Here is a 21,977-nt window from a genome sequence, read left to right as displayed (position 1 = left end):
AGCCCCAGATCCGCCGTGATCGGGCAGCGAAACGTGGTCAGCCCGCCCATGCCCCGCCTTCCACCGCCTTCCCCCAACCGGCTACCGCCTTCCCCCGGCAGACCACCTCACGCCCTCCCCGCCAAGGCGACGAACCACCTCGATGTCGCCCGCGTTGTCCCCAGCTTGGCAGACAAGGCGGGCAGCACGAAAGACAAGGCGAACAGCGCCAAGCCCCGGCTGACGGAGGTCGTCGAGCTGTTCGCATCGCAGCCGGACGCGAAGGGGATCCAGGTCGAGCGGGCACCAGCTTGATCTTTCTTGAGGACTGGTGCAGCCGCGTCAGATTCCTCGACACCTCAAGCCGTAGCCGTGGGGGTTACGCCCGTCACGCTCCGCTACTGGCCTTCTCCTGTACTCGGCACCGGGAGCGAGGACGGCTCAGCGGGCGGGGCGGGCGCGGGTGCTGGCACCCGGGACGAGGTGGCCGGCGAGCAGCAGCCCGCGCCTGCCGCCCCCGCCCGCCTCGCTCAGCGCCAGGCGGATGGCCTCGGTGCCGGCGAGCGCCAGCGGGAGCGCCACGGTGGTCAGCCGGGGCGTGACGTCGGAGGCGAGCGGGATGTCGTCGATGCCGGTCACGGAGAGGTCGCCGGGGACGTCGAGACCGGCGGCCCGCAGCGCGGCCATCGCGCCGATGGCGATGATGTCGTTGACGCAGGCGATCGCCTCCCACCCCGACAGCCCCTCTGCGGTGAGGGCGCGCGCCGCGTCGAACCCGCCCTGGCGGCTCACCGGGCACGGGACCGTCCGGATGTCGCGCGGGTCCAGGCCGCCGGAGACGAGCCCTTCGACGCAGCCCGCCGTCCGCGCGGCCATGTTCACCCGGCGGCCCTCTCCGGCCAGGACGACGACGCGCCGGTGGCCGGTCCCGGCCAGGTGCGCGCCGGCGGCGTGCCCGGCGCCGTGGTTGTCCAGGCCGACGGAGTCGAAGTCCGGGCAGGTCTCGCCGACGATGACGACCCGCCCGCCCTGGCGTTCGTAGGAGCGCAGCTCCTCGCTCAGCCGCTCGTCCAGCGGGCCCGCGGCGAAGGTGCTCGACGTCAGCACCAGCGCGCGCGGGCGCAGCGAGCGCAGCACGCGGACGGTGTCGAGCTGCCGCTCGGGCGCGCCCATGGTCGAGGAGACGGTGACCAGCGCGCCGGCGCCGCGCGCGTGCCGCTCCATCGCGGCCACGATCATGCCCATGGAGGGCGTGGTGAGGTCGTCGGCGACGAGCGCGATCGCGTCGCCGGCCCTGCGCATGGCCCGGGCCGAGGCGTCGGTGGTGTAGCGGAGCGCGGCCGCGGCGGCCAGGACGCGGGCTTCGTACTCGGGCGCGACCTTGCGGGCGCTGCCGTTGAGCACCCGCGAGGCGGTGGCCACCGACACCCCTGCCGCCGCGGCCACCTGGTGCAGGGTGACCGTGGGTCTGGCCGGGTGGGGCATCCGGGTGTCCTTCCCGAGGGTGGTCAGGCCAGGGGCAGCGTACCGGAGCGGGCCCTGGGACCGGGTGGGTCCGTCAGGCCGGGTAGGCGTGGGTCTCGGTGGCCTTGACCGAGGCCCAGATCGGCCGGCCGGCGGTCAGGTCGAGGTCGGCGACGGCGGCCGGGGTGATGTCGGCGAAGGCGGCGATCGGGCCGTCGAGGTGGACGCGGACGTTGTCGCCGTGCCGTTCGACGCCCTCGACGCGGGCCTGCCAGAGGTTGCGCGGGCTGCCGTCGGGGCGGCTGCGGTAGAGCGCGACGGCGGCGGGCGGGAAGGCGACGAACGCGGGCCCCTCAAGGTGCTCGCTGGTGTGCAGCAGGTGCTCGCCGACCCTGACGCGGCTCCCGTCGGCCGTGCCGCGGTAGAGATTGAGGCCGACGAGGCGGGCGACGTAGTCGGTGCGGGGGCGGCGGGCGACCTCGGCCGGGGCGCCCTGCTGGACGACCGTGCCGTGCTCGACGACGACCAGCCGGTCGGCCAGCACCATCGCGTCGAGCGGGTCATGGGTGACCAGGACGGTGACGCCGTCGAAGTCGGCCAGATGGCGGCGGAGCCGGGAGCGGATCTCCAGCCGGGTGTGGGCGTCGAGGGCGGCCAGCGGCTCGTCCAACAGCAGCAGCTCGGGCCGTACGGCCAGCGCGCGGGCGAGCGCGACCCGCTGGGCCTGCCCGCCGGACAGCCGGCGCGGCCGGGCGGCGGCGCGGTCGGCGAGCCCGACCCGCTCCAGCAGGTCGGCGGCGATCGCGCGGGCCCGGGCCTTGGGGACGCCCTGGCAGCGCGGCCCGAAGGCGACGTTGTCCAGCGCGCTCAGGTGCGGGAAGAGCAGGTAGTCCTGGAAGACCATGCCGATCGGGCGGCTCTCGGCGGGCAGGGTGTGCAGGGGCCTGCCGCGCAGGGTGATGTGCCCGGCGGACAGGGCGGTGAGCCCGGCCAGGGCGCGCAGCGCGGTGGTCTTGCCCGCGCCGTTGGGGCCGAGCAGCGCGACCACCTCGCCCGGCCGGGCGTCGAGCGCGAGGTCGAGGGCGAAGGCGGGCCGGGTGACGACCAGGCGGGCGTCGAGGGTCACGGCGCGCTCACCCACCGGTCACGCAGGCCGGCCAGGATGACCACCGACACGGCCAGCAGGACGAGGCTGAGCACGATGGCCGCCTCCGGCTCGGTCTCCAGGGCCAGGTAGACGGCCAGCGGCATGGTGCGGGTGGTGCCGGGGAAGTTGCCGGCGAACGTGATCGTCGCGCCGAACTCGCCCAGCGCCCGCGCCCAGCACAGCACCGCCCCGGCGACCACGCCCGGCATGACCATCGGCAGCGTCACCCGCCGGAACACCGTCCAGCGGGAGGCGCCGAGCGTCGCGGCGGCCTCCTCGTAGCGCTGGTCGGCGGCGCGCAGCGCGCCCTCGACGCTGATCACCAGGAACGGCATCGCGACGAACGCCTCGGCCACGACCACGCCCGCCGTGGTGAACGGCAGCGTGATCCCGAAGCTCGCCTCCAGCCACTGGCCGGCCAGGCCGCGCCGCCCCAGCACCAGCAGCAGCGCGACGCCGCCGACGACGGGCGGCAGCACCAGCGGCACGGTGACCAGCGCCCGCACCAGCCGCCGGCCGGGGAAGGAGACCCGGGCCAGCAGCCAGGCCAGCGGCACGCCGAGCAGCAGGCACCCGGCGGTGGCGGCGGTGGCGGTCACCAGCGACAGCCGCAGCGCCTCCAGCACGTGCGGCTCGGCCAGCCGCCCCGGCAGCGTGGGCCAGGGGGCGCGGACCAGCAGCCCGGCCGGCGGCAGCACCAGGAACGCCAGCCCCAGCAGCGCGGGCACGACCAGCACCCACGGCGGGCGCCCGGAGACCTCCCGGCGCGTGGCCGGGGCGGGCCGTTCGGAGGAAGAGCTCATCGGCGGGTCAGGGGGTCTCGAAGCCGGCCTTGGCCAGGATGTCCTTGCCCTGCGGCGACAGCACCAGGTCCACGAACCGCTTCGCCGCCGCGCCGGCGGGGGCCTTGGCGAGGGTGGCGATCGGGTAGTCGTTGATCGCCTGGTCGGCCTCGGGGAAGGTGATGCCCCGCACCTTGCCCGCCGCGGCGATGACGTCGGTCCTGTAGACCAGGGCCGCGTCCACCTCGCCCAGCTCGACCTTGGTGAGCGTGGCCTTGACGTCCTGCTCCAGGGTGACGGGCCTGACGGCCAGCCCGGCGGCGGCCAGGGCCTTGGCGGCCGCCGCGCCGCACGGCACCTGCTCGGCGCACAGCGCCACCTTGACCTCGGGGCCGGCGAGGTCCTTCAGCTCGTCCACCCCGGCCGGGTTGGCGGCGGGGACGGCGATCTGCAGCTTGTTGCGCGCGAACGTGGTGGACGCGCCCGCCAGCCCCGCGTCGGTGACGGCCTTCATGGTGGCCGGGCTGGCGGCGGCGAACACGTCCACCGGGGCGCCCTGGACGATCTGCTGGGCCAGGGTGGCGCTGGAGCCGAAGTTGAACCTCACCTCCGTGCCCGGGTGCGCGGCCTCGAAGTCCCTGCCCAGCGCGGTGAACGTCCCGGTCAGCGACGCCGCCGCGAACACCGTCACCTCCTTCGCGCTCCCGCCGGAACCGGCCGCCGGGGCCGGGGCCGTGCCCGGCCCGCCCGGCCCGCAACCGGACAGGCCCGCCAGCGCGAGCGCGACGGGCACGGCGGCCGCCCGTCGGGAAAGGCGTGCGAACACCAAGGGGAAGCTCCTCACACGTGACCGGCCGCGTGCTCGTGACCGGAGACCTCCACGACGACGTTGGTGGACTTGATGACGGCGACCGCCACCACGCCCGGCTCCAGGCCCAGCTCGTCGGCGGCCTGGCGGCTCATCAGCGACACCACCCGGAACGGCCCGGCGGCGATCTCCACCTGGGCCATCACCGCGTCGCGGACGACCTCGGTGACGATGCCGCGAAAGCGGTTGCGCGCCGAGGAGCGGCCGCCGCCGTCGCTCCGCCCGGCCTGCGAGCGGGCGAAGGCGGCCAGGTCGGCGCCGTCGATCCGCCGGTGGCCGTGCTCGTCGCGCCCGGCCCGCAGCCGGCCCGCGTCGACCCAGCGGCGCACGGTGTCGGCACTGACCCCGAGCAGGGCCGCCGCCTCGCTGATCCGGAACGTCGTCACACCTCTCACCATACTCCGGCACCTGCCAGCCGGGACACCGGTCAAAGCGAGCAGAAACGAGTCTTTCTTCGGTAAGACTCTGGCAGGTGCGACGCCTGGGTACGGCCGCGCGGGAGCGCGCCGGCTGGCCGTTTCTGTGGGAATCCTGGCAAAGGTGACGTGCGGAAACGCTTGCTCCGGGGCTTACCGAGCGTGCTCTTTCCCAGTTAAGCGTCCTAAGGTAGAGGGCTGTCCATCAGAGCGATCACCGAGGAGCGTCTGCGTACATGTCCGGCACTGAACTCGGGGGCGGCGTGCGGCGGGTACGTGGCAACGACTACCGCGTTCTCCAGCCGCCCGAGCATTTCACCCCTGAGCTGCGGGTGAGCGTGATCGTGCCGGCCTACGGCGCGCAGGACAAGCTGGACCTGGTGCTGCAGGGGCTGGCGCGGCAGACGTACCCGGCGGAGCTGACCGAGATCATCGTCGTGGACAACGGCAGCTCGCCGCCGCTGCGGCTGCCCGAGGGCACCACCGCCCGGCTGGTCGTCTGCGAGCGGCCCGGCCGGGCCAACGCCCGCAACGCCGGGCTCGCCGAGGCCAAGGGCGATGTCATCCACTGGCTCGACTCCGACGTGGTGCTCACGCCGGGCGCCGTCGAGGCGCACATGCGCTGGCACCACACCGCGCCCTACCTGTCGGTGACCGGCTACATCCGCTTCACCTCCGCGCCGCTGCCCGCCGTCCTGCCCGAGGACCTGGAGGCGGCGTTCGAGCCCGCCGAGCCGCACGCCTGGCTGGTCGGGCTGGTCGAGCGGACCGACGGCCTCACCAACAACCCGGTGCGCCCGTTCAGCCTGCACGTGGGCGGCGCCACCTCCGTCAGCGCCCGCCTCGTCGAGGCCGCCGGGCCCATGGACGACGACCTCATCCTCGGCCAGGACACCGAGATGGGCTACCGCCTGGCGCAGGCGGGAGCGGTGTTCGTGCCCGAGCCGCGGGCCCGCGCCTACCACCTCGGCCCGACCATGCGCATGCGCGAGCAGCAGCGCATCGACCGGGTCAGCCACGCGTTCGTCGCCGACCGCATCCCCGCCTACCAGTGGCTGCGCACGCATCCCGGCCGGCAGTGGAAGGTGCCGTACGTCACCGCCGTCATGGACGGCACCGCCGGCTACGAGGCCGTCCGCGCCGGCGTGGACGCCCTGCTCGCCTCGACGGTCACGGACCTGTCGGTGGTCCTGGTGGGCCCCTGGGACACCCTCGACCGCGACCGCCGCGCCCCGCTCAAGGACCCGAACCTCGACCTGGTCCTGGTCCACGGCCACTACGAGCACGAGCCCCGGGTACGGCTGGCGACCACCGAGGAGGTGCACCCGTCCGTCCCCTTCGTGCTGCGGCTGCCCGCGGGCTGGGTGCCCGGTGAGGACAGCCTGGCCAGGCTGCTCAACCTGGCCCGTACCGAAGGGCTCGGCCTGGTCAACGTGCTGCTGCGGGAGTCGGCCGAGGGGGTCGTCGCGGCCCGGCTCGAACGGGTGGCCTCCTTCGCCCGCGCCCGGCTCGTGGCCCGGCCGGGCGAGGAGCTGGACGACGCCGTGGACGACGTCTCGGGCGTGCGGTGGGTGGACGCCGAGACCTACGACTTCGGCGACGAGCCGCGCGAGCCGGTGGGGCGGCGGGCGGCGTACAAGGCCAGGATCCAGGCGGAGGCCGAGGCGGAGCGGCTGGCCAAGGAGGCCGAGCGGCTGCGTGGCCAGGTCGCCAAGTGGCGTGAGGAGGCGGCACGCTGGCGCAAGAGCACGGTGGAGCTGCGCCGGGAGGTCGGCGCGCTGCGCCGCGAGCTGCACGCCGCCCAGCGCGCCCAGCGGGCCCAGCAGGGCGTGCGCGCGCTGCTGTCCGGCAGGGTGAAACGCGCCCTGGGCCGCAAGCCCCGCGACTGACCGCCCGTCGGCGCCCCCGGGCGGGCCGTGGACGTCCGGGCGCGCGAGTTGATGGGGGCTGTCAGCCCAGGAAGAGCGGGAGCCGGGCGGCCAGGTCGCCCAGCGCGGCCCGCTCCGCGCCGGTCGGGGCGCGCCGCCCGGTGCCCACCAGCAGCGCGTCCTCGTCGGAGAGCGCGCGGGGGAACGCGGTCCCGGCGATCGCCTCCAGCATCTCGCGGGAGCGGGCCAGCCCCTCGGCGGGCGGCCCGGCGACGTCCGGGAGGTGCGTCACCAGGTCGAGGTGGTGCAGCGTCCACTCCAGCACGTACGCCGCCAGGTAGTCGCCCGCCGTCAGGACCTGCCCGCGGGTGCCGACCCGCAGCCCGGGATCGGCGAGCCCGGCGGCGCGGCCCGCGGCGGAGCCGACGTCGTCGAGGTGGAACTTGAGCAGCGGCATCTCCTGGTAGGCCGCCGCCAGCCGGACGATGAGCGCGTCCAGCGGGTCGTCGCCGGTCGGTGGCGTCGCGGCGACCTCCCAGTAGGTCACCGCGTCGCGGGTCGGCTCGGCGTCGGCGGGGGTGGCCAGGGTGATCAGGACGTCCTGCGCGTCGATGACCAGGTGGCACACCAGATCCCGGACGAGCCAGCCGGCGCAGCCCGACGGCCGGGCGAAGTCCTCGTCGGGCAGGCCGGCGACCGCCGCGCGCAACGCCGCCCAGGAGTGGCTGAACAGATCCATCCCGGCACGGTAGTGCGGTCCCGTCCCGGCGGACAAGCGATCTTCCGTCAGCGTTCCTCCCGGAGGCGTTCGAAGACGAGCTGGGTGCGGCGCACCGCGCGCACGCCGTACACCTCGGAGATCAGCTCGGGGGTGAGGACCTGGGCGGGCGGGCCGCCCGCCACGACGCGGCCGGCGTTCATGACGTAGAGCCGGTCGCAGAAGGCGGCGGCCTGGTTGAGGTCGTGCAGCACGGCCAGGGTGGCGATCCCCAGCTCGGTGCCCAGCTCGCGCACCAGGTGCAGGAGTTCGAGCTGGTGACGGACGTCCAGGTGGGAGGTGGGCTCGTCGAGCAGGAGCAGCCGGGTCTCCTGCACCAGGGCGCGGGCCAGCAGCGCGCGCTGCTTCTCGCCGCCGGACAGCGTGGCGAAGACGCGCTCCGCCGCGCCGGCGAGGCCCACCCGGTCGAGGGCCCGCGCGCACCGCCGCTCGTCGGCGGCGGCGTCGGCCCGGTACGGGGTGCGGCCCATGAGGACGATCTCGGCCACCGTGAAGTCCAGGTCGGCCGGGATCTCCTGGGCCATGACGGCGACGCGGCGGGCGGCCCGGCGGGCGGGCAGCCGGTGCAGGTCGTCGCCGTCCACGGCGACGAGCCCGGCCGTGGGCCGCAGCGCCCGGTAGACGGCCCGCAGCAGGGTGGACTTGCCGCAGCCGTTCGGCCCGACCAGGCCGGCGAACTCGCCCTCGCCCACCTCCAGCCCGGCCTCGCGCACGATGGGGGAGCCGTCGAGGGTGACCGACACCCCGCGCAGGTCGAGCCTCATAGGACGCTCACCGCCCGGTCGGCCGAGCGGCGGCGCAGCAGCCACAGGAAGAACGGCACGCCGAACAGCGCGGTGACGATGCTGAGCGCCAGCTCCTGCGGCGCGTTGACGGTGCGCGCGGCCACGTCCACCAGTTGCAGGAACACCGCTCCGAGCAGGGCGGTGACGGGCAGCACCCGGCGGTGGTCGGCGCCGACGAGCAGCCGGGCGGCGTGCGGCACGATCAGCCCGACGAACGCGATCGCGCCGCTGGTGGCCACCAGCACGCCGACCAGCAGCGAGGTCAGCACGAACAGGGTGAGCCTGAAGCGGCTGACGTTCACGCCGAGCGAGGCGGCCGTCTCCTCGCCTGCGGCCAGCGCGTTCAGCGGGCGGTGCTGGAGCAGCAGGTACGTCACCCCGGCGGCCAGGACCGCGGCCGGCACCGGCAGCACGTGCCAGCGCGCCCCGCCCAGGCTGCCCATCAGCCAGAACAGCACCTGCTGGGCGGCCCGCCCGCTCTGCGCGAGTTGCAGGACGAAGCTGTAGGCGGCCTGGAACAGGTACGCCAGCGCCACCCCGGCCAGCACCAGCCGCGAAGGGGTGAGCCGCCCGGAGCGCTGCGCCAGCGCGTACACCAGGCCGAGCGCGAGCAGCGAGCCGGCGAAGGCGGCGGCCGACAGCGACAGCCCGCCCAGCGCGGAGGCGCCCAGGACGAGCACGCACACCGCGCCGAACGAGGCGCCGGAGGAGACGCCGAGCAGGAACGGGTCGGCCAGCGGGTTGCGTACCAGGGCCTGGAGCACCGCGCCGACCACCGCCAGCCCGGCCCCCACGAGCAGTGCCAGCAGCGCGCGCGGCAGCCGGAACTCCCACACGATCTGCTCCTGCACGGGCGTCCAGGTGCGCGGCACCACGCCGGGGACGAGCCGGTCGGCGACGATGCCCCAGGCCTGGGACAGGGCGACGGGCACCGCGCCGATGCTCACCGCCAGCCAGGTCGCGGCGACGACGGCGGCGAGCAGCGCGGCGACGAGCAGCGCGAACCGGCTCGCGCGGCGGGCGCGGGGCGCGGGCCCGGTCCGTGCCGGGCTCCGCCGGATGGTGCCGGTCACCGGCCGAAGGCGTCCGGGTGCAGGAACCGGGCGATGTCGGTGACGGCCAGGAGGTTGCGGTAGCCGGGGTGCTGGGCCGCCACCGGGAGGGCGAGGTAACGCTTCTTCGCGGCGGCCGGGCTGTTCCTGGCGATGGCGAACGCCTCCTCGGCCTTGGCCGGCGAGCTGGGCATGTCCTCGCCGCGCAGCGTGGCGTAGTCGCTGACCAGCAGCGCCTCGGGCCGGGCGGCGCTGATCGTCTCGGCGCTGACCTCGGTGTAGTCGCCCTTGACGCCGGCCAGCACGTTCACGCCGCCGGCCAGGGTGATCATCTGGTTGGTGATCCCGAGGCCGCCGTAGGCGTTGACCGGGCCCTTGCCGCCGTCGGTGGCCAGCACCCTGACCGGGGTACGGCCCGCGACGCGCTTGTCCACCTCGGCCAGCCGGGCCCGCAGCTCGCCGGCCAGCTTCTCCGCGCGGTCGGGGACGCCGAAGATCCTGCCGAGGTTGCGCAGGTCGGTGAAGGTGTCGTCGATGGTGAACCGCAGCACCTCCTCGGGGCTGCACCAGCCGCCCAGGATGTACACGGGGCTGCCGGCCGCGTCCAGCTCCTCCACCGTGGCGTAGCCGCCGGCGGCGTCGAAGGAGGCCATCGCGTTGTCCAGGACGAAGTCCGCGCCCTGGGCGAGCATGACCTCCTTCTGCGGCAGCATGATCGTCGGGGAGATCTCCGGGATCCGGTCGTACTGCTCCTTCTGACCGGGCAGGAACGGGCTTTCCGCGAAGTTCGTGCGCCCGGCGATCCGGTCGCCCAGGCCGAGGGCGAGCAGGGTCTCCAGGGCCGGGTGGTAGCCGGTCACCACCTTGGCGGGCGGCCGGTCGAAGGTGAGCTCGCGCCCGCAGTTGTGCACCGTGACCGGGAACCCGGCCTGCGGGGCGGCCGCCCGCCCGGCCGGCCGGGCGGCGGGGGCCTGCGAGCAGGCGGCCAGCGTCAGGGCCGCCGCCAGGACAAGCAGCCTTCTCACGATCCGGCCGCCGGCGGCGGCGACGGGTGGGGCGGTACGGGACGGGCGGCTCATGCGGTGGGTCTCCGGGCGGTGGAACGAGATCGGACGCGCTACGACGACCTCATTCTGCACATGAGACGCAATTGCCAGCAAATTGCATTAAGGAATGACCGGCAACTGGCGCGGTCAGGCCGGCGGCAGCACGCAGAACTCGTTGCCGTCGGGGTCTGCCATCACCACCCAGCCGGGCTCGCCCTGCCCGATGTCGATCCGGGTCGCGCCGAGCGAGGTGAGCCGCTCGACCTCCGCCCGCAGGTCGCCGCCGGCGGGCGGGGCGAGGTCGAAGTGCAGCCGGTTCTTGCCGGTCTTCGGCGCGACCGGCGGGCCGCCCCAGGTGATCTTCGGGCCGCCGTGCGGGGAGCGGATCGCGGTCTCCTCGTCCTGGTCCCAGACCAGCGGCCAGCCCAGCGCCTCGCTCCAGAAGTAGCCGACGGCCTGCGTGCCGTCGGAGGCGAGCGCGCCGAGGAACCCGCACTCGGCGAGGAACTTGTTGTCCGGCTCGATGACGCAGAACTCGTTGCCCTCGGGGTCGGCCATCACCACGTGCGTCGCGTCCGGGCCCTGCCCGATGTCGAGGTGCCGCCCGCCGAGCTCCAGCGCCCGCGCCACCGTCTCGCGCTGGTTGTCGAGGGAGGTGCTCGTCAGGTCGAAGTGCATCTGGTTCTGGCCGCGCTTCTCCTCCTCGGAGGCGACGAACCGCAGCCGGAACCCGGTGTCGTCATCGGGCAGCAGCGTGACGCCGCCCCGGGGGTCGTCGGCGCTCTCCCAGCCCAGCACCCCCGACCAGAATCGGGCGAGCCCCTGCGGGTCGTGCGCGTCGAAGCAGAGCGCGATGAGCTGGCAAGTCATTCCGTGTCTCCTGTCCGCTGGTTCACCGGCGCGGCCACGCTAGCCCGGCCGGGAATCGCGGCGCCAACGCTTTTCGCGCCCCCCGCGACCCCCTGGGGATCAGCCGGGGCCGAGGTAGGCCAGGACGGCGGCCACCCGGCGGTGGACGTCACCGCTGTTCTCCAGCCCCAGCTTGGTGAAGATGGCGTTGACGTTCTTCTCCACCGACGAGACCGACAGGTGCAGGGCCCGTGCGATGGCGGAGTTGGAGCGGCCGTGCGCCATCTCGCGCAGCACGTCGCGCTCCCGGGCGGTCAGCGCCTCCTGCTGGCCCCGGACACCGCGCCGGGCCAGCAGCCCCTCCACCACCTTCGGGTCGATGACCGACCCGCCCGTGGCGACCGCGCGGATCGCGCCCAGCAGCTCGTCCAGGTCCCCGACGCGGTCCTTCAGCAGGTACGCGAACCCCTCGGTGCCCTCCCTGAACAGCTCGAAGGCGAACAGCGCGTCGGAGTACTGGGACAGCACCACCACGCCGGTGCCCGGGTGGGCGGCCCGGATGCGGTGGGCGGCGTCGATGCCCTCGAAGCCCTGGCGCCACGCGCCGCCCGGCATGCGGATGTCGGTGATCACGACGTCGGGGGCCAGCCGGCGCACCGCGTCGACCAGCTCGTCGGCGTCGCCGACCGCGCCCACGACCGTCACCTCGCCCGAGGTCTCCAGGAGCTGCCGGGTGCCCTCCCGGACGAGGTAGTGGTCGTCGGCCACCACGGTACGGATCGGCTCAGCCATCGACCGGCACCCAGGCGTTCACGCGTGTCCCCTCCCCAGGACGGCTGTCGAGACCGAGGCCGCCGCCCAGCGCGTCGAGCCGGTCGGCCAGCGTGGCCAGCCCCCGCCGCCCGGCGTCTCGCGGCACGAAGCCCCGGCCGTCGTCGCTGACCACCGCGCGCAGGCGGCCGTCCGCCCGCGTCAGTCGTACCTCTATTCTGGACGCCGCCGCGTGCTTGAGCGCGTTGGCGACGGCCTCGCTGACGGTGAAGTAGAGCGCGCCCTCGATCTCGTCGGCGAAGCGGCGGGCCCGCAGCCCGGGATCGGCGCTGACCGTCGTGGGCACGGGCAGGCCGGCGCAGCGCTCTTCGACGGCCTCCACCAGGCCGCCCTGGCTGAGCGCGGAAGGATGGATGCCGGCGGCCAGCTCGCGCAGGTCGGCGAGGGTCTGGCGGGCCTGGTCGCGCAGCCGGGCCAGCGCGTCGGGGCCTGCCCCGGTGGCGCGGGCCAGCTCCAGCCCGGCGATGAGGGCGACGAGCTGCTGCTGCACGCCGTCGTGGATGTTGCGCTCGATGCGGCGGCGCTCGGCCTCCTGCGCGTTGACCAGGCGGGCGACCAGCCCGGCGTTCTGGATGGCCAGCCCGGCGGGCACGGCCAGGGCCCGCAGCAGCCGGCGGTCCTCGCGGCCGAGGCGCCCGCCGTCCTTGGGGCCGCACTCGAGCCGGCCGAGCCCGCCGCGCACCGGCACGGCCAGGACGGCGGGCCCCTCCTCGCGGCCGGCGACCACGCGCGTGCCGTCGGCGAGCGTGACGGCCGCCCACCGGGTCTCCAGCCCGGCCCGTACGGCCGCCGCCAGCCTGCCGAGCTGCTCGGCGGGCTCGGGCGTGTCCTCCAGGGCGGTGCCCAGCTCGTGCAGGACGTCGTCCACGGTGGGCCGCAGGTCGAACACCAGGCTGAGCCGGGAGCCGCGCAGGCCGATGCGGATGTCCAGCAGCCCGTGCCGGACGACGGCCACCGCGAGCGCCACCGGCAGGGCGCCGACCGCGGCGACGATGCCGAGCGTGCCGCTCACCCACGAGCCGCCCTCCAGGTAGGAGAAGATCAGCACCGCCCCGGCGAGGCTGAGGCCGGTGCCCGCGACCATGCAGGCGTACTGGCCGCGCTCGCCGCCGGCCACGCGCCGCCACCGCACGACGAGGCCGCCGAACACCACCAGCCCGGTGACGAACACGGCGAGCTGCCCGGCCGCGCCGAGCAGCGCGCCGATCAGCCCGGCGGCCGATCCGTTGCCGATCGGCCGGCCCGGGACGTACCCGCTCAGCAGCAGGCCCGCCGCGTGCGCGGCGATCGCGGCGGCCCCGGCGCGGGCGGCGTGCCGCCAGCGGCGCCCCGGCAGCCGCCCCTCGGGGAACAGCAGCGGGACGAAGACCCAGTCCAGCCCGAAGAACACGGCGAGCACGGCGGACGGGACCGCGGCGAGCGGGGGCTCCGCCTGCGTCCTCATCACCAGGGCCCCGCCCAGGAAACCCAGCCCGAGGCAGAGCGCGGTGACCTGCAGCAGCCAGCCGTAGCGGACGCCGGGCCGCCGGGCGGTGAGCAGCCATCCCAGCGCGGGCAGCAGGAGGGCGAAACCGGCGTACACCCACTGCTGCGGCGGGACGGGCATGCCGGTCTCCAGGACCACCCCCGCCACCGTGCTGCCGGCCGCCGCCGTCGCCAGCAGCCCCGCCACCAGCCTCGAACTCATGGGTCACCATCGTCGCCGAGCGCCGCGCCCGGTGTCCATGAGGTTGTCCGCACTCCGAATGCGGACAACCCCACCCGCGACGGCGGTGGCCGGCCAGGTGGTCCGGGACGGCCGGGCTCCGATTGCCTGGAACCCCTGTCCGAGTCGAAGGAGCCCCCATGAACACCTCTCCGAAGACCGTCCGGGCGCTGGCGGCGGCCGTGGCGGCGGTGACGGCGGCGACGCTGACGGCCTGCGCGGCCGCGACCGCCCCGGCCGGCGCGACGACAGCCACCACCGCGACCACGCCGGCCACCCCACCGGGCACCGCGTCGAGCATCGCGTCGAGCACCGCGCCGGCCACCACCGGGGCCGCCGCTGGGGCCGTCACCGGGGTCACCACCCCGCCGGGGACCCCGACGCCCGCCGGCCTGCCGGACACCCCCGCCGGCCGGCAGCTGGGCTGGCTCGTCGAGGCCGCCGCGCGGCTGCCGGTCCCCGACGGCGAGCTGGCCCGCCACTTCGCCGCCGCCTTCCTCCAGCAGATCCCGCCCGCCCAGGTCAACCAGGCGCTGGCGGGCTACGCCGGCATGCGGCTCGACCGGCTGGCGCAGTCCGGGGACCGGTCGCTGCAGGCGCTCGTCGTCGCGGGCGGGAAGACGTACCCGCTGCTGCTCACCGTGGACGGCGCGGGCCTGATCGACACCCTGCTGTTCGGCGGCTCCACCCCGGCGAGCTGGGCGGAGCTGGACCAGCGGCTGCGCGCGGCGGCGCCCCAGGCCGGGTTCCTGGCGGCCGAGCTGACCGGCGACGGCCGCTGCCGCCCCGTGCACGCCGTCGCGCCGGGCACGCCGCGCCCGCTCGGCTCGATGTTCAAGCTCTACGTGCTGGGCGCGGTGGCCGAGCGCATCCGGCAGGGCGCCTTCGGCTGGGACACCCGGATCACGATCCGGCCGGAGCTGAAGAGCCTGCCCTCCGGCCGGCTCCAGGACCGCCCGGACGGCAGCCAGGTGACGGTCCTGGAGGCCGCCCGGCTGATGATCTCCATCAGCGACAACACCGCCACCGACCTGCTCGTCCACCAGGCGGGCCGCAAGACCGTCGAGCGCGTGATGCGGTCGTGGGGCGGCGACGCCGGGCGCAACGTGCCGTTCCTGACGACGCGGGAGCTGTTCGTGCTCAAGGGGGCCGGCTACCCGCGCCACGCCGAGCGCTACCTGTCGCTGAAGACGGGGGAGCGGCGCCGCTACCTGGACAAGGTCGTCGCCAAGGTGCCGCTGACGGACATCACGCCGTGGACCGAGCCGCGCGAGCTGGACCGCATCGAATGGTTCGCCACGCCGGCGCAGCTCTGCCGCGCCTACGCGCGGCTGGCCGAGGTACGGGACCCGCGGATCGGCGAGATCATGTCGATCAACGACGCCGGGATCGGCCTGGACCCGGAGCGCTGGCAGCGGGCGTGGTACAAGGGCGGCTCGGAGCCGGGCGTGCTGGCCACCGGCTTCCTGGCCCGCACGTCGAAGGGCAGGACGTACGTGGTGGCGGTGATGGGCGCCAACCCGCGGGCGCCGTTCGACGACGTGCGCGGCGGCATGGAGTTCGTCACGCTCGCCCGCGGCGCCTTCACGCTGGCCGCCGGCTCCTGACCCCGCTCCCGCCACCGGGTGAGGCGTTCCTCCGGCGGGCGCCCGGGACCGGCACGCGGCCCCGGACGCCCGTACTCACAGGACCGTGCTCACAGCACCGCGCCCGTGCCCTGCCTGCGGCGCTCGCGCGGCGCGGGCGGCTGGGGCGGGGGCTGCTTGCTGAGCCGTTCGAACTCGATCGCGAGCGGCCCGGCCACGAACGCCGAGGACGCCGTCCCCACCACGATGCCGACGATCAGCGCGACGGCGAAGTCGCGCAGGGTGTCGCCGCCGAAGACGGCCAGCGCGGTGAGGATGAACAGCGCGCCGAGACCGGTGTTGACGGTACGCGGCACGGTCTGCAGGATCGCCGCGTTGACGACGCCGGCGAAGCGGGCCTGCCGCCGGGCCTGCCACAGCTCGCGGACGCGGTCGAAGACCACGACCTTGTCGTTGACGGAGTACCCGATGACGGTCAGCATGGCCGCCAGGAACACCCCGTCGATGGGCTTGCCCAGCCAGGCGAACAGGCCCAGCACGGCGAGGGTGTCCACGACGAGCGCCAGCACCGCCGCCGCGCCGAACGTCCAGCGGAACCGGACGGCCAGGTACAGCAGCTGTGCCGCCAGCGCCACGCCGAGCGCGACCACCGCGTTGCGGCGCAGCTCCTCGCCCAGGCTGGGGCCGATCAGCTCGTCGCGCTGCTTGGTCACCTCGCCGAACCGGGCGTCGAGCGCCTGCTCGATGGCGGCGACGTCACCGGCGCCGATCTGGCCGGCCCGTACGGACACGCTGGTCCCGGAGACCTGCACGCTCGCGGCCGGGTGCCCGGCCTCGGCGACCGCCTGCCGCGCCGCCTCGGCGCTCACCGGCCGCGCGGCGGTGAACTCGGCCATCCGGCCGCCGGTGAACTCGATGCCGAAGTTCAGCCCGTGCAGGACCAGCCCGGCGACGGCGGCGGCGACCAGGACGGCGGCCCCGGCCAGCCACCGCCGGCCGGCGGACATGAGGGACGGCTCGCGCCGGGCGATCCAGACCCGCACCCGGCCCTGCATCGCCAGCCCCGACAGCCGCGGGCCGGCCCTGCCGACGGCGGCGTCGGTCAGCACCCGGGTGATGAGCATGGCCGAGGCCAGCGAGGCCAGGACGCCGATGGCCAGCGTCACGCCGAACCCGCGCACCGGCCCCGAGGCCAGCCAGAACAGCAGCCCGGCGGCCAGGAGCGTGGTGATGTTGGAGTCGGCGATGGCGCTCCAGGCGCCGGAGAAGCCGCGGCCGAGGGCGTGCCGCAACCCGCGGCGCGGCGCGCGGCCGTACTCCTCGCGGGCCCGCTCGAAGACCAGCACGTTGGCGTCCACCGCCATGCCGATGGCCAGCACGAACCCGGCCAGGCCCGGCAGGGTGAGGGTCGCGCCGAGGGCGAGCAGGGCGGCGTAGGAGATGAGCCCGTAGGCGGCCAGCGCGACGGTGGCCAGCAGCCCCGACAGCCGGTAGGTGACGACGATGAACAGCGCGGTGAGCAGCACCCCGGCGATGCCCGCCTTGGCGCTGGCCTCGATCGCCTGCGCGCCGAGCGTGGGGCCGACGGTGCGCTGCTCGATCAGGTCGAGCGGGACGGGCAGCGCGCCGCCCTTGATGAGCACGGCCAGGTCGTTGGCCTCCTGGTAGCTGAAGGAGCCGGTGATCTGGGTGGATCCGCCGGGGATGCCGGTCCGGCAGGGCACGCCCGGGTTCACCTGCGGCGAAGAGATGATCTTGTCGTCCAGGACGATGGCGACCCGCCGCCGGGGATCGCCCGGCTCGTGGCAGGCGGCCTCGCCGGTCAGCCGCTGCCAGGCGTCGGCGTCACGGAAGTCGACGGTGGCGAACCAGCCCGGCCCCTGCTGCGGGTCCTGGCCCGCGGCGGCGTCGGTCACGCCGTCGCCGGTGATCGCGGCGGGGCCGAGCCGCAGGTGCCGGCCGGACTCGTCCGCCAGGACCCGCTCGCCGGAGGCGTCGGCGGCCTGTCCCAGGACGGGGTGGAAGGCGAGCTGGGCGGTCCTGCCGATGACGCCGGCGGCCTGGCGGGGGTCGAGCACGCCGGGCAGCTCGACGATGATGCGCCGCTCCCCGGAGCGCAGCAGGGTGGGATCGACCACGCCGAGCGCGTCGGCGCGCCGGCGCAGCACGTCCAGGGCGCGGTCGGTGGCATCGGCGTCGGCCTTGGCCGTGGGGGAGTCGCGGGACTCGAAGACGAGCTGGGTGCCGCCACGCAGGTCCAAGCCGAGGCGTGGCGAGATGGTCACGGTGAGTATCAGTGCGGTGGCGGCCAGAACGCACGCCGCCACCGCGCGCCAGAAGGGCGCGCGGGACATGAGAGCCTCCACGGGCTGTCGAAGAAGGAAAAGGGACGTCAGCGCGTCGTGGAGGGTGGTGCTCGCGCCGCGACCGCGCGGGCGGCCGGTCGCGGCGCCGGGGTGACGGATCGCGGAGCGGCCGCGACGGGCCGCGCGGGCGGCTCCGGGAGCCCGGCGGAGGGCAGCACGGCCGGCCACAGCGGCGGCGCGGGCACGCCACGGGACAGGGACGTCCGGGGCAGCACGGCGTGCTGGACGGCGTGCTCGGACGGCCCGCTCCACCAGACCCCGGACGGCTCGCCCCACCAGGCCGCGAGCGTCGCGGCGGCGGGCGGGTGGGCGGCACCGGCGTCGGCAGCGGGGGTGGGGCCCAGCAGGAAGGCGGACAGCACCAGGAGCAGGACGGCGGGCAGTCTGCTGCGCACGTCTCCTCCTGGCCGGCCGCGAATGGGTATTGGCGGCCACGGTACCCCGGCCGCGGCGTATCCGCAGCCGGTGACTGTCCCGGCATGCCTTTTGCGGAGGTCTGGGCTATGGTCGGCCCTATGACGGGACCGTGGAGAACGCCACGCGGGTCCATCGCGTTCACCAGCGTGATGGGCCTGGTCCTGCTGTCCCTGATCGCGCTGTCGCTGCTGCCGGCCGGCCCGTCGGGCCGGGCGGGCGGCGGCGTCCCGGCGGTCGCCCAGGCGTCGGTCCCCGCCCAGGCGGTCGCCCCGGCGTCGGTCCCCGCCCCGGCGGTCGCCCCGGCGTCGGTCCCCGGCCCGGTGTGGAGCCCGGGCGGCGGGGACATCGACCTGTCGAGCCTGCCACCGCAGGCGGGCGGCGTCCGCGAGCACCACGTGCTGTCGTTGTGGCCGCCGCTGCGCGGTGAGCGCCAGAGCGAGGTCGCCCATCTGGCGCTGCTGCCGTCGCCCGGCGCGGGCACGGACCCGCTCCGCGACCCGCAGCAGTTCGGCCAGCGCGCCACCGGGTCGCGCAGCCCGCCACCCGCCCAGCGCTAGCCAGCGCCTTCCCACAGGCCAGCGCTAGCCGGCGCCTTCCCACAGGCCGACGACAGCCGGCCGGCCTCTGCGGCCGCGCGCGCCGTGGGGCCCGACCGCACGTCATCCGCGCTTCCGCACGTCGCTCGCGCTCGCCCGCTCTCCAGGTACCTCCGCCTGCCGCCGTGCCAGCGTGCGCCCGTGCCAGCGTGCGCCCGTGCGGGTGTGTCCGTGCGGGTGTGTCCGTGCGGGTGTGTCCGTGCGGGTGTGTCCGTGCTGGCCGTGCCCGTGCTGGCCGTGCCCGTGCCGGGTGTGCCCGTACTGGGCGTGCCCGTGCCGGGCGTGCCCCGTGCTGGCCGTGCCCGTGCCGGGCGTGTCGGCGGGTTCGGGGACGAAGGCGTTCCTTGAACCGTCCCCGGCAGGGGGACCGCGGGCTGCCCGTGCGGGAGCCGGGTGCCGTCTGCCGCCGTTCCCTGTCTTCTGTCCCGACGCCAGTTAGGAGCCGATCATCGTCATGGCCGTCCTCCGATCAGTTCACATGTTCACGCGCGCCCGGAGCGCGGGATGAGCCGGGTGCGGCGCTTCGTGGCGCTCGACCTGGGCACCGCCCGGACCCGGGCGCTGGCCGTGGGCGGGCACGCCATCGCCGACCGGCCGTCGGCGGTCCTGGGGCGCTCGTCCGCCGGCGCCGGCCCCGAGGTCGTGCGCCCCCTGCGGCACGGCATGGTCGCCGACCCTGGTGCCTGCCTGCGGCTGGTCCGGCTGGTGCTGCGCGACACCCGGCTGCACGACGGCCGGCCGCCGGCGCGGGTGCTGGCCGGGGTGCCGGTGGCGGCCTCGCCGAGCGACCGGCGGGCGGTCCGCGCGGCGGTCGCCGAGACCGCCGGCTGCGAGGTGACGCTGGTGGAGGAGCCGCTGGCCGCCGCCGTCGGCGCCGGCCTGGACGTCCTCGATCCGCGGCCCTGCCTCCTGCTGGACGTCGGGGCGGGCATCGTCGAGGCCGTGGCCATCGGCGACGGGGCCGTCCTCGACGCGGCCGCGCTCCAGCTCAGCGCCACCACCGAGGCGGGCCTGGCGGCGTACGCGCTGGAGGGCGTCGTCGCCATGACCGCGGGCCTGGCCCGCCGCGGGCCGGCCGCGCGCGCCCGCGGCCTGGTGGTCACCGGCGGCGGCGCGCACCAGGAGCTGCTGCTGCGCCGGCTGCGCGCCGCGGTGCGGCTGCCGGTCAGCGCCGCGGCGCAGCCGCAGCACGCCACTGTCCGCGGCCTGATGCGGCTGTGCCTGCAACCGTCCCTGGCCTCCGGCCTCGCCCTGCCCGCCGGCTGAACTGTCCGCCGGCTGAACTGTCCGCCGGCTGAACTGCCCGCCGGCTGAGCTGTCCATCGGCCGGCCCGCTCGTCCCCCGAGAACGTCACATCCCCGCAGAAAGGACATCCGATCATGACCGACCGTCACCCCGCCCACCTCAGCAGCGTGCAGCTGCAGGCGCTCCGCGACGACCTGCGGGAGCAGCTCGACCAGCGCAGGCGGCACCTGGACGCCCTGCGCGAGCAGGAGCGGGAGAGCAACGGCGGCGACGGCACCTGGCAGGAGCTGGTCGTCTCCGTCACCGCCGCCGAGCGTGCCGTCGCCGAGCTGTCGCTGGCTTTCGACAGACTGGAGGACGGCACCTACGGCCGGTGTGCCCACTGCCGGACGGCCATCCCGTTCGAACGGCTCAAGGTCCGGCCGCTGGCGCGCACCTGCATCGACTGCCAGCGGCGGCACGAGGCCGCCTGACCCGGCCGGGAGGGGACGGGCCCGCCCCGCCCCCTCCCGGTCACCGGAGCTGATCATGATCACACTGGACCGCCTGGTGAACGTGCTCGGCGGCTACGGCGTGCGGCTGTGCGGCGATCCCGCGGCCCGCTCGGCGTGGCTGCGCAGCGTGGCGATGCCGGACCCGGCCGACCGCCGCGCCACCGGCGACCTGCTCCTGGCCGTCGGCGCCGCCTCGCCCGCCGAGGCGGTGCGGTGGGCGGCCGCCGCCAGGGCCACGGCGGTCCTGGTCCGCCCCGCCCCGACGGGCGGCGACGCCGACGAGGCCGCCGCGACCGGCGGCGACGCCGACGAGGCCGCCGCGCTCGGCGACCGGCACGGGGTGGCCGTGCTGCTGGCCGATCCCGAGGTCTCCTGGAGCCAGCTCGCCGGCGTCGTGTACGGGCTGGTGCTGGAGAGCCGCGAGACCGCCTCCGGGCGCGGCCCGACCGACCTGTTCGCCCTGGCCGACAGCCTGGCCGACGTCATCGGCGGGGCGGTGACCATCGAGGACCGGCACTCGCGGGTGCTGGCCTACTCCCGCTCCCAGCAGGCGGGCGACCCGGCCCGGCTGGAGACCATCCTGGCCCGGCGCGTCCCCGACCGGCTGCGCGAGCTGCTCCAGCGGCGGGGGGTTCTCGCCCGGCTGGCGGCGGCGGAGGGGCCGGTGTTCGTCCCGGCCGAGGCCGGGCACGGCCTGACCGGGCGGATGGCGGTGGCGGTCCGGGCGGGCCGCGAGCTGCTGGGATCGGTGTGGGTGAGCTGCGAGCGCCCGCTGACCGGCGCCCACCGGCGCGCCCTGGCCGACGGCGCGCGTACCGTCGCGCTGCACCTGCTGCGCTCGCGGGCCAGCGCCGACCTGGAGCGGCAGGTGGAGTCCGACCTGGTCATCCGGCTGCTGGAGGGCAGTGCCGACGCCGCGACGACGATCAGCCGGCTGGGCCTGGCGCCGCAGGCGATGCGGGTGATCGCGGTGCGCGCGTCCACCCCCGACGACCGGCACGCCGCGCTGCTGCTGGCCTTCGAGCAGGCCACCACCGGGTTCGGCTGGTCCAGGCCCGGCCGCAGCGCGCTGCTGGGCGACACGCTCTACACCGTCCTGCCGGCCGAGCGGGCCGGGGCGGCCCGGCAGTGGATCGCGGCCCTGCGCGGCGAGCTGCCCGCCGGGGTGCGGGTGGCGGCCGGGATCGGCGCGCCCGCCGAGGTCGCGGAGCTGCCCGCCGCCCGCCAGGAGGCCGACGAGTGCCTGGCGCTGCACGAGAGCGCCGCGCCCGGCGCGGTCCCGCCCGCCTACGACGAGTCCTGGGACGACATCCTGCTGCGGCGGCTGCGCGCGGTCGCGCGGGCCGGCCGGGCCCCGTCGCGCGGGCCCGTTCCCACGCTGCTGCGGCACGACGCCCGCCACGGCACGCGCTTCGTGGACACCCTGCGGGCCTGGCTGGCGGCCCAGGGCGACCTCACCCTGGCCGCCGAGCGGCTGGGCGTGCATCCCAACACCGTGCGCAACCGGCTGCGCAGGATGGGCGAGCTGACCCCGCTGGAGCTGGACGACGGCCGTAAGCGCCTCGCCCTGACCATCGTGCTGGCCGCCGTCGAGGACGAGCCCCGCCCCTGACCCGTTGTGCGGCGGCCACAATCGCGGCGCCCCGATTGTCGCCCGCCCACAACGCCGCGGGCGGCCGGGCGGGCGATGCTGGCAGCGACA

21 protein-coding genes are annotated in these 21,977 nt (G+C 75.8%); 7 read left to right on the top strand and 14 right to left on the bottom strand.

Annotation, left to right across the window (positions count from 1 at the left end; translation table 11 throughout):
* Positions 1-294: hypothetical protein (locus tag AB0H75_RS20235; protein WP_367798174.1), on the top strand; the 294-nt coding region annotated here is incomplete at its 5' end.
* Between the two features lie 126 nt (positions 295-420).
* On the opposite strand, the gene AB0H75_RS20230 is transcribed toward AB0H75_RS20235, so the two are convergent.
* The 5 genes from AB0H75_RS20230 to AB0H75_RS20210 all read right to left on the bottom strand — a co-directional run bounded on the left by AB0H75_RS20230 (position 421) and on the right by AB0H75_RS20210 (position 4,626).
* The gene (locus AB0H75_RS20230) at positions 421-1,464 is read right to left on the bottom strand and encodes a LacI family DNA-binding transcriptional regulator (protein ID WP_367798172.1); all 1,044 of its coding nucleotides are present in this window, start codon (positions 1,462-1,464) and stop codon (positions 421-423) included.
* Between the two features lie 73 nt (positions 1,465-1,537).
* Positions 1,538-2,569: an ABC transporter ATP-binding protein gene (locus tag AB0H75_RS20225; protein ID WP_367798170.1), complete on the bottom strand. Its 1,032-nt coding sequence runs from the start codon at positions 2,567-2,569 to the stop codon at positions 1,538-1,540.
* Entirely contained in the window at positions 2,566-3,393 is an 828-nt protein-coding gene (locus AB0H75_RS20220) for an ABC transporter permease (protein ID WP_367798168.1), read from the bottom strand. Before AB0H75_RS20220 ends, AB0H75_RS20225 begins: the two co-directional genes overlap by 4 nt.
* Positions 3,394-3,400: 7 nt before the next feature.
* Positions 3,401-4,201, bottom strand: coding sequence for a molybdate ABC transporter substrate-binding protein (gene modA / locus AB0H75_RS20215; protein ID WP_367798166.1), 801 nt, complete (start codon positions 4,199-4,201; stop codon positions 3,401-3,403).
* A gap of 11 nt (positions 4,202-4,212) precedes the next feature.
* Entirely contained in the window at positions 4,213-4,626 is a 414-nt protein-coding gene (locus AB0H75_RS20210; protein WP_367798164.1) for a molybdopterin-binding protein, read from the bottom strand.
* Between the two features lie 266 nt (positions 4,627-4,892).
* On the opposite strand from AB0H75_RS20210, the gene AB0H75_RS20205 reads away from it, so the two are divergent.
* Positions 4,893-6,545 (top strand): glycosyltransferase, encoded by a 1,653-nt coding sequence (locus tag AB0H75_RS20205; protein ID WP_367798162.1) that lies wholly within the window; start codon positions 4,893-4,895, stop codon positions 6,543-6,545.
* A 61-nt stretch (positions 6,546-6,606) separates the two neighbouring features.
* On the opposite strand, the gene AB0H75_RS20200 is transcribed toward AB0H75_RS20205, so the two are convergent.
* The 7 genes from AB0H75_RS20200 to AB0H75_RS20170 all read right to left on the bottom strand — a co-directional run bounded on the left by AB0H75_RS20200 (position 6,607) and on the right by AB0H75_RS20170 (position 13,552).
* Positions 6,607-7,263 carry a maleylpyruvate isomerase N-terminal domain-containing protein gene (locus AB0H75_RS20200; RefSeq protein ID WP_367798160.1) on the bottom strand — a complete coding sequence of 219 codons (657 nt, stop codon included), beginning with the start codon at positions 7,261-7,263 and terminating at the stop codon, positions 6,607-6,609.
* A 47-nt stretch (positions 7,264-7,310) separates the two neighbouring features.
* Positions 7,311-8,066 carry an ABC transporter ATP-binding protein gene (locus tag AB0H75_RS20195; protein ID WP_367798158.1) on the bottom strand — a complete coding sequence of 252 codons (756 nt, stop codon included), beginning with the start codon at positions 8,064-8,066 and terminating at the stop codon, positions 7,311-7,313.
* Positions 8,063-9,160 (bottom strand): FecCD family ABC transporter permease, encoded by a 1,098-nt coding sequence (locus AB0H75_RS20190; RefSeq protein WP_367798156.1) that lies wholly within the window; start codon positions 9,158-9,160, stop codon positions 8,063-8,065. The genes AB0H75_RS20195 and AB0H75_RS20190 overlap by 4 nt, the downstream gene beginning before the upstream one ends.
* On the bottom strand, positions 9,157-10,218 hold the full coding sequence (locus tag AB0H75_RS20185) for an ABC transporter substrate-binding protein (RefSeq protein ID WP_367798154.1): 1,062 nt from the start codon (positions 10,216-10,218) through the stop codon (positions 9,157-9,159). The genes AB0H75_RS20190 and AB0H75_RS20185 overlap by 4 nt, the downstream gene beginning before the upstream one ends.
* Before the next feature lie 114 nt (positions 10,219-10,332).
* Entirely contained in the window at positions 10,333-11,055 is a 723-nt protein-coding gene (locus AB0H75_RS20180) for a VOC family protein (protein WP_367798152.1), read from the bottom strand.
* A gap of 99 nt (positions 11,056-11,154) precedes the next feature.
* Positions 11,155-11,826 carry a response regulator gene (locus AB0H75_RS20175; protein ID WP_367798150.1) on the bottom strand — a complete coding sequence of 224 codons (672 nt, stop codon included), beginning with the start codon at positions 11,824-11,826 and terminating at the stop codon, positions 11,155-11,157.
* Entirely contained in the window at positions 11,819-13,552 is a 1,734-nt protein-coding gene (locus AB0H75_RS20170; RefSeq protein WP_367798148.1) for an ATP-binding protein, read from the bottom strand. Before AB0H75_RS20170 ends, AB0H75_RS20175 begins: the two co-directional genes overlap by 8 nt.
* Before the next feature lie 158 nt (positions 13,553-13,710).
* Here AB0H75_RS20170 and AB0H75_RS20165 point away from each other — a divergent pair, with 158 nt between their 5' ends.
* Positions 13,711-15,177 carry a serine hydrolase gene (locus AB0H75_RS20165; protein WP_367798146.1) on the top strand — a complete coding sequence of 489 codons (1,467 nt, stop codon included), beginning with the start codon at positions 13,711-13,713 and terminating at the stop codon, positions 15,175-15,177.
* A gap of 89 nt (positions 15,178-15,266) precedes the next feature.
* Here the strand turns inward: AB0H75_RS20165 and secD are convergent, their stop codons facing one another.
* Together secD and AB0H75_RS20155 are read right to left on the bottom strand one after the other, a co-directional pair.
* Positions 15,267-17,510 (bottom strand): protein translocase subunit SecD, encoded by a 2,244-nt coding sequence (gene secD / locus AB0H75_RS20160; protein ID WP_367798144.1) that lies wholly within the window; start codon positions 17,508-17,510, stop codon positions 15,267-15,269.
* 38 nt (positions 17,511-17,548) lie between these two features.
* Complete coding sequence (locus tag AB0H75_RS20155; RefSeq protein WP_367798142.1) at positions 17,549-17,917, bottom strand: hypothetical protein; 369 nt, start codon at positions 17,915-17,917, stop codon at positions 17,549-17,551.
* 120 nt (positions 17,918-18,037) lie between these two features.
* Here AB0H75_RS20155 and AB0H75_RS20150 point away from each other — a divergent pair, with 120 nt between their 5' ends.
* From AB0H75_RS20150 to AB0H75_RS20135, 4 genes are all read left to right on the top strand, one after another.
* Positions 18,038-18,496, top strand: a complete 459-nt coding sequence (locus AB0H75_RS20150) for a hypothetical protein (protein WP_367798140.1) — start codon at positions 18,038-18,040, stop codon at positions 18,494-18,496.
* Positions 18,497-19,039: 543 nt separating this feature from the next.
* Complete coding sequence (locus tag AB0H75_RS20145) at positions 19,040-19,801, top strand: rod shape-determining protein (protein WP_367798138.1); 762 nt, start codon at positions 19,040-19,042, stop codon at positions 19,799-19,801.
* Between the two features lie 114 nt (positions 19,802-19,915).
* Positions 19,916-20,254 carry a TraR/DksA family transcriptional regulator gene (locus AB0H75_RS20140; protein ID WP_367798136.1) on the top strand — a complete coding sequence of 113 codons (339 nt, stop codon included), beginning with the start codon at positions 19,916-19,918 and terminating at the stop codon, positions 20,252-20,254.
* Between the two features lie 55 nt (positions 20,255-20,309).
* Positions 20,310-21,887 carry a PucR family transcriptional regulator gene (locus tag AB0H75_RS20135; protein WP_367798134.1) on the top strand — a complete coding sequence of 526 codons (1,578 nt, stop codon included), beginning with the start codon at positions 20,310-20,312 and terminating at the stop codon, positions 21,885-21,887.
* The last annotated feature ends 90 nt before the right edge of the window (positions 21,888-21,977 follow it).

It is taken from the genome of Nonomuraea sp. NPDC050783 (genome assembly GCF_040802095.1).
Classification (GTDB): Bacteria; Actinomycetota; Actinomycetes; order Streptosporangiales; family Streptosporangiaceae; genus Nonomuraea.
Note: the sequence above shows the minus strand (reverse complement) of the source record. Positions and strands in the feature narration are given on the sequence as shown.